The sequence below is a fragment of the Variovorax sp. P1_H12_2 genome (assembly GCF_056405335.1).
Genome location: NZ_JBFUCI010000032.1, coordinates 1 through 12,255 on the forward strand (window position 1 = coordinate 1; position 12,255 = coordinate 12,255).

The 12,255-nt window shown below is 65.0% G+C and carries 13 protein-coding genes; 4 read left to right on the forward strand and 9 right to left on the reverse strand.

Translation table 11 applies throughout. From position 1 onward, the window contains the following. From pheT to infC, 5 genes are all read right to left on the reverse strand, one after another. Window positions 1–2,416: phenylalanine--tRNA ligase subunit beta (pheT, locus tag AC1D2K_RS05765; protein WP_478087014.1), on the reverse strand; the 2,416-nt coding region annotated here is incomplete at its 3' end. Window positions 2,417–2,439: 23 nt separating this feature from the next. Further along, complete coding sequence (gene pheS / locus AC1D2K_RS05770; protein ID WP_478087016.1) at window positions 2,440–3,516, reverse strand: phenylalanine--tRNA ligase subunit alpha; 1,077 nt, start codon at window positions 3,514–3,516, stop codon at window positions 2,440–2,442. 133 nt (window positions 3,517–3,649) lie between these two features. Continuing rightward, window positions 3,650–4,009, reverse strand: a complete 360-nt coding sequence (gene rplT, locus AC1D2K_RS05775; protein ID WP_478087017.1) for a 50S ribosomal protein L20 — start codon at window positions 4,007–4,009, stop codon at window positions 3,650–3,652. A 24-nt stretch (window positions 4,010–4,033) separates the two neighbouring features. After that, the gene (gene rpmI, locus AC1D2K_RS05780) at window positions 4,034–4,237 is read right to left on the reverse strand and encodes a 50S ribosomal protein L35 (protein ID WP_028253491.1); all 204 of its coding nucleotides are present in this window, start codon (window positions 4,235–4,237) and stop codon (window positions 4,034–4,036) included. 149 nt (window positions 4,238–4,386) lie between these two features. Then, window positions 4,387–4,935: a translation initiation factor IF-3 gene (gene infC, locus AC1D2K_RS05785; RefSeq protein ID WP_478087019.1), complete on the reverse strand. Its 549-nt coding sequence runs from the start codon at window positions 4,933–4,935 to the stop codon at window positions 4,387–4,389. Here infC and AC1D2K_RS05790 point away from each other — a divergent pair. After that, window positions 4,846–5,040, forward strand: a complete 195-nt coding sequence (locus tag AC1D2K_RS05790) for a hypothetical protein (protein ID WP_478087063.1) — start codon at window positions 4,846–4,848, stop codon at window positions 5,038–5,040. The genes infC and AC1D2K_RS05790 overlap by 90 nt on opposite strands. A gap of 68 nt (window positions 5,041–5,108) precedes the next feature. Here the strand turns inward: AC1D2K_RS05790 and thrS are convergent, their stop codons facing one another. Together thrS and AC1D2K_RS05800 are read right to left on the reverse strand one after the other, a co-directional pair. Beyond that, window positions 5,109–7,016 carry a threonine--tRNA ligase gene (gene thrS, locus AC1D2K_RS05795; RefSeq protein WP_478087021.1) on the reverse strand — a complete coding sequence of 636 codons (1,908 nt, stop codon included), beginning with the start codon at window positions 7,014–7,016 and terminating at the stop codon, window positions 5,109–5,111. A gap of 218 nt (window positions 7,017–7,234) precedes the next feature. Further along, window positions 7,235–7,546 (reverse strand): putative quinol monooxygenase, encoded by a 312-nt coding sequence (locus tag AC1D2K_RS05800; RefSeq protein WP_478087022.1) that lies wholly within the window; start codon window positions 7,544–7,546, stop codon window positions 7,235–7,237. 113 nt (window positions 7,547–7,659) lie between these two features. Between AC1D2K_RS05800 and AC1D2K_RS05805 the strand changes: the two genes are divergently transcribed. After that, on the forward strand, window positions 7,660–8,622 hold the full coding sequence (locus AC1D2K_RS05805; RefSeq protein WP_478087024.1) for a GlxA family transcriptional regulator: 963 nt from the start codon (window positions 7,660–7,662) through the stop codon (window positions 8,620–8,622). A gap of 78 nt (window positions 8,623–8,700) precedes the next feature. Here the strand turns inward: AC1D2K_RS05805 and aceA are convergent, their stop codons facing one another. Next, a complete protein-coding gene (gene aceA, locus AC1D2K_RS05810) occupies window positions 8,701–10,032 on the reverse strand; it encodes an isocitrate lyase (RefSeq protein ID WP_478087026.1) in 1,332 nt (443 codons plus the stop codon). A 246-nt stretch (window positions 10,033–10,278) separates the two neighbouring features. Next, a complete protein-coding gene (locus tag AC1D2K_RS05815; RefSeq protein ID WP_478087057.1) occupies window positions 10,279–10,686 on the reverse strand; it encodes a gamma-glutamylcyclotransferase family protein in 408 nt (135 codons plus the stop codon). A 33-nt stretch (window positions 10,687–10,719) separates the two neighbouring features. On the opposite strand from AC1D2K_RS05815, the gene AC1D2K_RS05820 reads away from it, so the two are divergent. Beyond that, the gene (locus AC1D2K_RS05820) at window positions 10,720–11,646 is read left to right on the forward strand and encodes a DMT family transporter (RefSeq protein WP_478087028.1); all 927 of its coding nucleotides are present in this window, start codon (window positions 10,720–10,722) and stop codon (window positions 11,644–11,646) included. A gap of 173 nt (window positions 11,647–11,819) precedes the next feature. Further along, entirely contained in the window at window positions 11,820–12,248 is a 429-nt protein-coding gene (locus AC1D2K_RS05825) for an SWIB/MDM2 domain-containing protein (RefSeq protein ID WP_478087059.1), read from the forward strand. Window positions 12,249–12,255: the final 7 nt, after the last annotated feature.

Here is a 12,255-nt window from a genome sequence, read left to right on the forward strand (position 1 = left end):
CGCCGAGACCGGCGCCGAGTTGATCGATGATCTTGCGCACCGCCGCTTCGACCAGTTCGTCGGTCAGCGCGCTGTCGCTGTTGAAGCTGAGCCGCACGGCCATGCTCTTCTCCCCGGCCGCGAGGCCGCCGGCGGCCACCGTGCCGTCGCGGGCGACTGCCGGACGATAGATGTCGAACAGCGCAAGCTCGCGCAGCAGGCTGGCGTCGGAAGCGGCGCGGATGGCACCCATCAGCGCATCGTGCGTGACCGACTCGGCCACCACCACCGCTATGTCGCGCTCGACCGGCTGCTGCTTGGGCACCGGCTGCGCCACCGGCAGCGGTCGGGCGATGACCGCATCGAGCTCCAGTTCGAACAGCAGCGGGGCCTGCGCGAAGTCCCATTTCTGGCGCCAGCGCGGATGCAGTTCCCCGACCACGCCAATCGCACGGCCGTCGAGCAGCACGCGCGCCGCGCGCCCCGGGTGCAACGCCGGATGTTCGACGGTTTCGAAGGTCGGCACGCGCGGTGCGAGCAGGGCCTCTACATCGCCCTTGAGGTCGAAGAAGTCGACGCGTTCGGCCTTGCCTTCCCAGCGCCCGTCTTCGGCATCGCCCCAGGCCAGTCCGGCCACCCGCATCGGCTGGTGGATGCCCTTGACCGTGCTGTCGGTGGTCGTGACCGCGGCGTCGCGCAGGAACACGCGGCCGAGCTCGAACACGCGCACCTGTGTCGCCTTGCGGTCGAGATTGAACTTGAGCACCTGCAGCAGCGAACCGACGAGCGAGGAGCGCATCACGCTCATCTGGCTCGCGATCGGGTTCAGCAACTTGATCGGATCGGCGTTGCCGGCGAGTTCCTGCTCCCAGTGGGCCTCGACGAAGCTGAAGTTGATGGTCTCCTGGTAACCCAGCGCGGCCAGCCGCTGGCGCACCGCGAAGCGGCTGCGCTCGGCCTCGGGCCGCAGGCGCGCGGTGATCGGCGCCATCGGCGGCGTGGTCGGCAGGTTCTGGTAGCCGACAAGGCGTGCCACCTCCTCGATCAGGTCTTCCTCGATCAGCAGGTCGAAGCGGTACGGCGGCGGCGTGACGACCAGCGTACCGTCTCCCTCCTCCACCGGCAGCGACAGGCGGCGCAGTGCAGCGGCGCAGTCGGCCTGCGTGAGCGGCATGCCGATCACGCGCGCCGCACGGGCCACGCGCAGCGTCACGGGCTTGCGCTCGGGCAAGCGCAAGCGCTGGTCATCCATTGCGCCGGCCTGGCCGCCGCAGATCTCGATCACCAGCTGAGTGATGCGTTCGATGATCTCGACGGTGCGGCTCGGGTCCACGCCCCGCTCGAAACGATGCCCCGCATCGGTCGAAAAATTGAAGCGGCGCGAACGGCCCTGGATGCTCTCGGCCCACCAGAACGCGGCCTCGATGTAGATGTTTCGCGTGTCGTCGGACACCGCCGTGGCGTCGCCGCCCATGATGCCGGCCAGCGACTCGATCTCGCGGTCGTCGGCAATCACGCCGACCTTCTCGTCGACCGTGACCGTGTTGCCATTGAGCAGCTTCAGCTGCTCGCCCGGCCGGCCCCAGCGCACCGTGAGGCCGCCATGGATCTTGTCGAGATCGAAGATGTGGGTCGGCTGGCCATACTCGAACATCACGTAGTTCGAGATGTCGACCAGCGGCGTGACGCTGCGCTGGCCGCAGCGGGCCAGCCGATCGACCATCCAGGCCGGCGTTGCGGCCTTCGTGTCGACGCCGCGCACGATGCGGCCGGAGAAACGGCCGCACAGCTCGGGCGCCTCGACCTTCACGGACAGCTTGTCCGAGAAAGCCGCCGCCACCGGCGCAATGACGGGTTTCTTGAGCGGAGCGCCGGTCAGCGCCGAGAGTTCGCGCGCGATGCCGTAGACGCTCAGGCCATGCGCCAGGTTCGGCGTCAGCTTGAGGGTCAGCAGCGAGTCGTCGAGCTTCAGCACCTCGCGGACGTCGGCACCCACGGGTGCATCGGCGGCGAGCTCGAGCAGGCCGCCGTGGTCTTCGCTGAGCTTGAGCTCGCGCGCCGAGCACAGCATGCCCTGGCTTTCGACGCCGCGCAGCTGGCCCAGCTTGATCAGGAAGGGCTTGCCGTCTTCGCCGGGCGGCAGCTCGGCGCCGACCAGCGCCAGCGGCACCTTGATGCCGACGCGCGCGTTCGGCGCACCGCACACGATGTTGAGCAAGGCACCCTGCCCGGCATCGACCTGGCACACGCGCAGGCGATCGGCATTCGGGTGCTGGGCGGCTTCCTTGATCTCGCCGACCACGACCTGGCTGAACGGCGGCGCCACCGGCCGGCGCTCCTCGACCTCGAAGCCGCCCATCGTGAGCGTCTCGGCCAGGGCTTCGCTGCTGAGCTGCGGGTCGCAGAATTCGCGCAACCAGGACTCGGGGAATTGCATCTCGTCGATCTCGTCGTTGTCGTTTATTGAAACTGGCTGAGGAAGCGCAGGTCGCCGTCGAAGAACAGGCGCAGGTCGTTGACGCCGTAGCGCAGCATCGTGAGCCTGTCCGGGCCCATGCCGAAGGCGAAGCCGATGTAGCGCTCGGGGTCCAGCCCCATGTTGCGCACCACATTGGGATGCACCTGCCCCGAGCCCGCGACCTCGAGCCAGCGGCCGGCCAGCGGTCCGCTCTGGAACTGGATGTCGATCTCTGCGCTCGGCTCGGTGAACGGGAAGAAGCTCGGCCTGAAGCGCAGCACCAGGTCGTCGCTTTCGAAGAAGGTGCGGCAGAAGTCGGTGAAGACGACCTTCAAGTCCTTGAAGCTCACGTTCTCGCCCAGCCACAGGCCTTCGCACTGGTGAAACATCGGCGAGTGCGTGGCGTCGCTGTCGACGCGGTAGGTCCGGCCCGGCGCAATCACGCGGATCTCGGGCGCCTTGACCGTCCCGGTGGTGTCGGCTGCCGCGGCCTCGAATTGCGCGGCGTACTTCTTCACGTGCTGGTTCGCGTAGCGGACCTGCATCGGGCTGGTGTGCGGGCGCAGGTTGTAGGGCACGCCGTCCTCGCCGTCGATGTCGACGTAGAAGGTGTCCTGCATCGAACGYGCMGGATGRTTCGGCGGGTTGTTGAGCGARGTGAAGCTGTGCCAGTCGCTCTCGATYTCGGGGCCGTCGGCSACGTCGAAGCCCATGCTCGAGAAGATGGCCTCGATGCGCTCCAGCGTGCGGCTCACCGGATGCAGTCCGCCGGCCACTCGGCGGCGGCCCGGCAGCGTGACGTCGAGTGCCTCGGCCCGCAACTGCACGGCCAGTTCCTCGTCGGCGAGTTGCTGGCGGCGCTCGGTGAGCGCAGCCTCGATGGCCTGTTTGGCGACATTGATCTGGGCGCCGCGCGACTTCTTCTCGTCGACGCTGAGCGCCGCCATGCCCTTCATCAGCTCGGTGATGCGGCCCGACTTGCCGAGAAACAGCGCCTTCGCGTTCTCGAGTTCGGCCGGGGCTTTCGCTGTGGCGAAGGCGGCGCGTGCGGTGTCGACCAGGGAGTCCAACTCGTTCATGGAGAAAATCTTCGAGATGAAAAAGGAAACGGGGCTGGAGCCACGATGAAAAAAGGGCTGGAGCCCTTTCAAGCGCCAGCCCTTGACGTGGGCGCAGGCCGCCGTCCGGAGACGGGCCGCCTGCTGTGCAGGATCAAGCAGCCAGCTTGGCCTTGACCTGCTCCACGATGCCGGCAAAAGCGGCCTTGTCGTGCACGGCGATATCGGCAAGCATCTTGCGGTCGATCTCGATTCCGGCCTTGCGGATGCCGTTGGCGAACTGGCTGTAGGTCAGGCCCAGTTCACGCGAGGCGGCGTTGATACGCGCGATCCACAGTTGACGGAACACGCGCTTCTTGGTGCGGCGGTCACGGTAGGCGTATTGGCCTGCCTTCATCACCGCCTGCTTGGCGATGCGGAAGACATTGCCGCGGCGACCGCGGAAACCCTTGGCGAGTGCGAGAACCTTCTTGTKGCGGGCGCGAGCCGTTACACCACGTTTGACGCGAGGCATGTGTGTACTCCTTGTTCGTCTGGGTTAAATGCCGCTGCCGGGCAACATGGCGGCCATCGAAACCATGTTGGTTTCGTGAACTGCCGTGGCACCGCGCAGGTGGCGCTTGTTCTTGGTGGTCTTCTTGGTCAGGATGTGACGCTTGAAGGCTTGACCGCGCTTGACGGTGCCACCGGGACGAACGCGGAAACGTTTTTTCGCGCTGCTCTTGGTCTTCATTTTGGGCATGTGAATGCTCCTTTAGTTTGTGCTCGTGAGGCGCCGCGGAAATTCCACGGGCTTGTTGGCCCCGAGACACTTCTTTATCCCGCCCCTGCCCGCCCCTTTCGAGAGCGCTCAGGGGCGAAATCCCTGCAAAAATTTCGACTCGCGTCGACTCAAGCCGTTGCGGGCGCCGCAACCGGCGTCGCCGCTGCGTCGGCAGCCGGCTTGGCCGCTCCGCCTGGCTTCTTGCGGCCCGGTGCGATCATCATGATCATCTGCCGGCCTTCGAGCTTCGGGAACTGCTCCACGAGGATCAGGTCGCCGAGTTCGTCGCGAATCCGCTGCAACAGCGCCAGACCGAGTTCCTGGTGGGTGATTTCACGACCGCGGAACCGCAGCGTGATCTTGCACTTGTCACCTTCTTCCAGGAAGCGCCGGATGTTGCGCATCTTGATGTTGTAGTCACCATCATCGGTACCGGGGYGGAACTTGATTTCCTTGACCTCGATGACCTTCTGCTTCGACTTCGCCTCGGCCGCCTTCTTCTGCTCGTGGTACTTGAACTTGCCGTACTCGATCAGCCGGCAGACGGGCGGATTGGCCGCCGCGACAACTTCGACCAGGTCGACGTCTTGTTCACCGGCCAGGCGCAAGGCCTCGGCAAGACTCACAACACCCAATGGCTCGTTCTCGGGCCCGATCAGGCGGACTTCCGGGGCCATGATTTCCCGGTTCAGGCGGTGTTGGCGTTCCTCGCGGTGGCGGCGGTCGCGAAATGCAGTAGCGATGGTCAGAATCCTTCAAACAACTTGCTACAAAATCTGTAGCGAACGCCGGGGAGTCCACGCCCACAAGCAGCCCGATCGACTGAATCGGCCTTTGAATCCATTCAAATTCAAAGCTTGTGTTGGATGTCGTGAGCGATCTTTTGGGAGAACGCCTCCACCGACATGGCACCGAGGTCAACATTGCCCCGGGCGCGCACTGCGACGGCACCTGCTTCCTTTTCCTTGTCGCCTACGACGAGGATGAAAGGAAGCTTTTGCAACGAATGCTTCCGTATTTTATACGTAATCTTCTCGTTGTGCAGGTCGAGCGAAACTCTAAGCCCTTGATCCTGCAGCGTTTTGGCAACTTCCGCGGCGTAATCGGCCTGGTTTTCGCTGATATTGAGCACCACCACCTGCACCGGAGCGAGCCATGCGGGCAACGCGCCGGCATGGTGTTCGATGAGCATGCCGATGAAGCGCTCGAGGCTGCCGACGATCGCGCGATGCAGCATCACCGGGTAGGCGCGGCCGCTCGTTTCCGTCACGTATTCGCCGCCCAGGCGCTCGGCGGTGTTGAAGTCGACCTGGATCGTGCCGCACTGCCACTGGCGGCCGATCGCGTCGCGCAGCGTGTACTCGATCTTCGGGCCGTAGAAGGCACCCTCGCCCGGCGTGATGATGAAGTCCACGCCCGAGCGGCGCAGCGCCTCCATGACCGCGTGCTCGGCCTTGTCCCACAGCTCGTCGGAGCCGACCCGGTTGTCCGGCCGCGTTGCCACCTTGTAGAGGATGTCCGTGAAGCCGAAGTCGGCGTAGACCTTCTGCAGCTGTGCCGTGTAGGCCACGCACTCATCGAGGATCTGGTCTTCCGTGCAGAACACATGGCCGTCGTCCTGCGTGAAACCGCGCACGCGCATGATGCCGTGCAGCGCACCGCTCGGCTCATTGCGGTGGCACTGGCCGAATTCGCCATAGCGCAACGGCAGGTCGCGGTAGCTGCGCAAGTCGGACTTGAAGATCAGCACGTGGCCCGGGCAGTTCATCGGCTTCAGGGCGTACTCGCGCTTCTCCGACTCCGTCGTGAACATGTTCTCGCGGTAGTTCTGCCAGTGGCCCGTCTTCTCCCACAGGCTCTTGTCGAGGATCTGCGGACCCTTGACCTCCTGGTAGCCCGTGTCGCGGTAGATGCGGCGCATGTACTGCTCGACCTGCTGCCAGATCGACCAGCCCTTCGGGTGCCAGAACACCAGGCCCGGCGCGGCCTCATCCATGTGGAACAGGTCGAGTTCCTTGCCGAGCCGGCGGTGGTCGCGCTTCTCGGCCTCCTCGATGCGGCGGATGTAATCCTCGAGCTGCTTCTTGTCGGCCCAGGCCGTGCCGTAAATGCGCTGCAGCTGCTCGTTCTTGGCGTCGCCGCGCCAGTAGGCGCCGGCCAGCTTCGTCAGCTTGAAAACCTTCAGGAAGCGCGTGTTCGGCACGTGCGGGCCGCGGCACATGTCGACGTACTCCTGGTGGTAGTACAGCCCCATCGCCTTCTCGTCGGGCATGTCCTCGACCAGGCGCAGCTTGTAGTCCTCGCCGCGTGACTTGAAGACGTCGATGACCTCGTCGCGCGGCGTCATCTTCTTGACCACGTCGTAGTCCTGCGCGATCAGCTCGCGCATGCGGGCTTCGATCGCGGCCATGTCCTCGGGCGTGAACGGGCGCTCGTAGGAGATGTCGTAGTAGAAACCTTCGTCGATCACCGGGCCGATCACCATCTTGGCCGTCGGGTAGAGCTGCTTCACCGCGTGGCCGACCAGGTGGGCCGTCGAGTGGCGGATGATCTCCAGGCCCTCGTCGTCCTTGGGCGTGATGATCTGCAGCTTGGCGGAACGGTCGATGAGGTCGCTGGCATCGACCAGCCGGCCGTCGACCTTGCCGGCCACCGTCATCTTGGCCAGGCCGGGGCCGATGGAGCGGGCCACCTCGGCCACGGAAACCGGGCCGGGAAACTCGCGCTGCGAGTTGTCGGGAAGCGTGATCTGGATCATGGAAGAAACCTCGGCGAGAAACAAAAAAGCGCGGTCAGGGGACCGCGCTTGGCTTGGTGATGCGCTGGAAGGTGTCCAGCATGCGCGGCCTACCGGCCTTTTCCTTCAGGGAAAAGACCGCTCGTTGCATGCGGTGTAGTTCGCGGTGTCATAACCAGGGTGCCTTTCTCGCTCTTGTTGGTACGGAGTCTGAGCCGGCGATTCTATCCGCTGCGGCGTCAGCTCGCCGCGGCGGCGTTCTTCAGGCCCAGCACCTCGATCGGCTCGATCGACGGCGGCTTGGCGAACAGCTCCGGCGCCTTCGCCATCAAGGCCTGGGCGATCGGCCCGGAGAGGTGGGCCTGGCGGCCGGCTTCGTCCTCGAAGGCATCGAAGATACCGAAGGTGCCCGGCGTCAGGCGCAGTGCGAACCAGATCGGCGTGGTCTTCTCTTCGCGCGCCATCGCCAGACCGGCTTCGAGGAACTGCTGGACCTCGGCTTCCTTGCCCGGCTTGGCCTCGAGGCGGGCGAACAGTGCGTACTTGATCATGTGGATCTCCGGTGAATGCGGTGGCGCGAGATTGCGACGACCGTGGGTCACTCTAGGCCGGGCCGCGGATTTGCTCTATTGGCATTTTTGACATCTTTGCTATCGTTATTGCCATGAGAGTCAACATCCTCGCACTCGATGGCGTGTTCGATACCGGCCTGGCGACGGTGCAGGACGTCTTCGGCACCGCCAACGAACTCGCCGGCATGCTCGGCTTCGCGCAGCCGCCCTTCGACGTCGCGCTGGTCGGGATGCGAAGAACGGTGCGGACCTCGCAGGGACTCGGCGTTCCGGTGCAACCCGCCGACCGGATGCGCACGCCGGACTGGACCGTGATCCCGGCGATCGGCGAGAAGATGCCCGAGGGGCTCCAGCTCGCGCTGCAGCGCCGCGACATCGCGGACGCCACGGCGTCGCTGCGCGACGAGTCGGCGCGCGGCGTCCGGATCGCCGCGGCCTGCATCGGCACCTTCGTGCTGGCCGAATCGGGGCTGCTCGACGGCCAGAGCGCCACCACCACCTGGTGGCTGTCGACCCTGTTCCGACAGCGCTACCCCGCGGTCCGGCTCGAGGAGTCCCGCATGCTGGTGAGTTCGGGCGCCTTCCTCACCGCGGGCGCGGCGCTGAGCCATGTCGACATGGCGCTGCTGCTGGTGCGCCAGGCCAGTCCCGAACTGGCTTCGCTGGTGGCGAAGTACCTGATCGTCGATTCGCGCCCCTCGCAGTCCGCCTACGTGATCACCGACCACCTGAGCCATTCGGACCCGACCGTCGAACGCTTCGAACGCTGGGCGCGCGGCCGGCTGGCCGAGGGCTTCTCGCTCGACGAGGCGGCGCTCGCCGCTGGCACCAGCAAGCGCACGCTGGCGCGCCGGCTGCAGCAGGTGCTCGGCAAGACGCCCCTGTCGTATTTCCAGGACCTGCGGGTCGAGCGTGCCGTGCATCTGCTGAAGACCAGCGACAGGAGCCTGGAGCAGATCGCGACGCTGGTGGGCTATGCCGAAGGCGTCACGCTGCGCGCGCTGCTGCGCCAGCGCCTGGGCCGGGGCGTGCGCGACCTGCGCGTGGCCGACTGAGCCCACCGGGAAGCGTGGACGAAAAAAATCCCCGCGTGAGAGGCTCACGCGGGGATATGAATCAGAGACCCTCGGGTCTCAGTGGAACTGYTCTTCYTCGGTMGAGCCGGTCAGCGCSKTSACGCTSGAYKWGCCGCCCTGGATCRCSGTGGTSACKTCRTCRAAGTARCCRGYGCCGACTTCCTGCTGGTGCGACACRAAGGTGTAGCCCTTGTCACGCGCAGCGAACTCGGGTTCCTGCACCATGTTGACGTAGTGCTTCATGCCTTCGCCGTTGGCATAGGCATGCGCGAACTGGAAGGTGTTGTACCAGTTGATGTGGATGCCCGCGAGCGTGATGAACTGGTACTTGTAGCCCAGCGCCGAGAGGTCTTCCTGGAACGATGCGATCTGCTTGTCGTCGAGGTTCTTCTTCCAGTTGAACGATGGCGAGCAGTTGTAGGAGAGCAGCTTGCCCGGGCAGGCCGCGTGAACGGCTTGCGCGAATTCACGGGCGAAGCCGATGTCCGGCACACCGGTTTCGCACCAGACGAGATCGGCATACGGCGCGTAGGCGACGCCACGGCTGATGGCCTGCTCGAGGCCGTTCTTGACGCGGTAGAAGCCTTCCTGCGTGCGCTCGCCGGTGAGGAAGGGCTTGTCGTTCGCGTCATGGTCGGAGGTGATCAGGTTCGCGGCTTCGGCATCGGTACGAGCCAGCACGATGGTCGACACGCCCATCACGTCGGCCGCGAAACGCGCGGAGATCAGCTTCTCGCATGCCTCGTGCGTCGGCACGAGCACCTTGCCGCCCATATGGCCGCACTTCTTCACCGCGGCGAGCTGGTCTTCGAAATGCACGCCTGCGGCGCCCGCGGCGATCATGTTCTTCATCAGCTCGAAGGCGTTGAGCACGCCGCCAAAGCCCGCTTCCGCGTCGGCCACGATCGGCAGGAAGTAGTCGATGAATTCCTTGTCGCCGGGGTTGACGCCGCGGCCCCACTGGATCTCGTCGGCGCGCTTGAAGGTGTTGTTGATGCGGCGGACCATCGTCGGCACCGAGTCGTAGGCGTAGAGCGACTGGTCCGGATACATGGTTTCGGACGTGTTGCCGTCGGCGGCGACCTGCCAGCCCGACAGGTACACGGCCTCGAGGCCGGCCTTGGCCTGCTGCATCGCCTGGCCGGCGCTGATCGCGCCGAAGGCATTCACGTAGCCCTTCTTGGCGCCGCCGTTGATCTTCTCCCACAGCTTCTCGGCACCGCGACGGGCCAGCGTGTGCTCGATCGGCAGCGAGCCACGCAGGCGCACGACGTCGGCGGCGCTGTAGCCGCGCTTGACGCCCTTCCAGCGCGGATTGGTCGCCCAATCCTTTTCGAGGGCGGCAATCTGCTGTTCGCGGCTCAATTGTTCTGTGAGGGTCTGGGGCATGGTCACTCCGAGGGTTGATTGAGAGGTGGCGCTGTCGCGTCGTGGGAGTTACTGTAAGTCAGGCGGCGACTCTTATGTCTTATAGAAGACATATTTTTGAGCCAATGAAATCAATAACTTACGACGATTTTTCTCAATGCGAAATTATTTTTCTTGTATTGAGAAATTTTATTGCGGCGCAGCAGCCCGCAATTTCACAATGCGAAGCGAGTTTTTCGCGCGTGAAAACCGACATGCCGATCCAGGTCAATCGCGGCGAAACCAGTCGCCGCTGGCGATCGGCGCACGGCCGGCGATGCGACCGGGATGGATCTCGTAGACCAGGCAGGCAAGCTGCGCCTCGGCCACGCGCACCCGCACTTCGCGCTTGATGTATTCGCCCGTGTCGTCGAGCTTCACATCTTCCAGCAGATCCAGCTGCGCTTCGAGCGCCGGCGTGATCCGGTAGATCTCGCCCCGCACCCTGCCCTCGCCGCCCAGCACCGCGCCCGGATAGGCGCCGAGGTCGTACAGCGTGCCGGCGATCACTCCATCGGCGACCCGTTCGGGCGGCGGCGCGAAGCGGGCAATGTCGTTGCTGCCGCCGGCGCGCAGGGTCCCGTAGACGAAGACATGGCGGGGCGCCGCGGCGGCGGCGGCATGGGAATCGGGCATCATCGAATCAATCCTCGGAACGGCACCCGTCTATTGAACACCGCATCCCACGCATCCGGCCGCCTCGTGGCCTATGGCTGCCTCGCGTTGAGCATGTCGCTGGTCGGCAGCTATGTCGCCCTCTCCAAACCGCTGGTGGCCGCCTTTCCGGTGCTGCTGCTGGCTTGGCTGCGCTTCGGCATCGCGGCGCTGGCGATGCCGCACTGGCTGCGGCGGCCGGCCGGCGAGCCATCGATGACCGCTCGCACACGCGGGCTCGTGTTCCTCGAATCCTTCCTCGGCAACTTCCTGTTCTCGATCTGCATGCTGTTCGGCGTGAGCCTGACGAGTGCCGTGTCGGCCGGCGTGATCATGGCGTCGATCCCGGCAGTGGTGGCGATCGGCAGCCGGGTGTTCCTGCGCGAAAGCATCACGACGCGCGTCGCGCTGGCAATCGCCTGCGCCGCGCTCGGCATCGGGCTGCTCGCGCTGGCGCCGGCGCCGGCGGCCGCGCATGCCGACGCCGGGGCCGGCGCCTCGATGCCCTGGCTGGGCAACCTGCTGGTGTTCTGCGCGGTGCTCTGCGAGGCCGCCTACGCGGTGATCGGCAAGTCGCTGACCGGCCGGCTCGGGCCCAAGCGCATCTCCTCGCTGATCAATCTCTGGGGCTTCGTGCTGTCGACGCCCTTCGGCATCTGGTTCGCGCTGCGCTTCGACTTCAGCTCGGTGTCCATCGGCATCTGGACCCTGCTGCTGGTCTACGCGCTGGCCGCGAGCATCTGGACGGTGTGGCTCTGGATGACCGGTCTCAAGAGCGTGCCCGCCTCGCAGGCGGGCGTGTTCACCGTGATGCTGCCGGTGAGCGCCGCGATGGTCGGTGTGCTGGTGCTCGGCGAGGGACTGGCGGCTGCGCAAGTGGTCGCTTTTGCGCTCGCGCTGCTCGGCGTGGTACTCGCGACATGGCCTTCGCGCCGCAGCTGAAGCCTCTCGCTGGAGAAAGCCACTGCTTTCTCCCCTCTGAAAAAACAACAGCCCCCAATGAAAAAGTCGCTTTTTCCCTTGGAAACGCGTTTCTTCTCCTTTAGCATCCGCAATGCCGATGGAGACACTGCTTTTCATTGGTGAAAGTGTCCAACCAAAAAAGGAAATCAACCATGGCAACTGCAAAGAAGGCTCCGGCCAAGAAAGCTCCTGCGAAAAAGGCCGCTCCGGCCAAGAAGGCGGCTGCACCGGCAAAGAAGGCTGCTCCTGCGAAGAAGGCAGCGCCCGCCAAGAAGGCCGCTCCGGCCAAGAAGGCTGCTCCCGCGAAGAAGGCTGCTGCTCCCGCCAAGAAGCGCACCCCCAACGCTGCGTTCATGAAGGCCCTGACCCCCAGCCCGGCGCTCGCCGCTGTGGTCGGTTCGACGCCTCTGCCGCGCACCGCTGTCGTGAGCAAGCTGTGGGACTACATCAAGAAGAACAACCTTCAGGACAAGGCCAACAAGCGCAACATCAACGCCGACGCCAAGCTGAAGGAAATCTTCGGCAAGGCGCAAGTGTCGATGTTCGAACTGGCCTCGCTGATCGGCAAGCACGTCAAGTAAGCCTGCA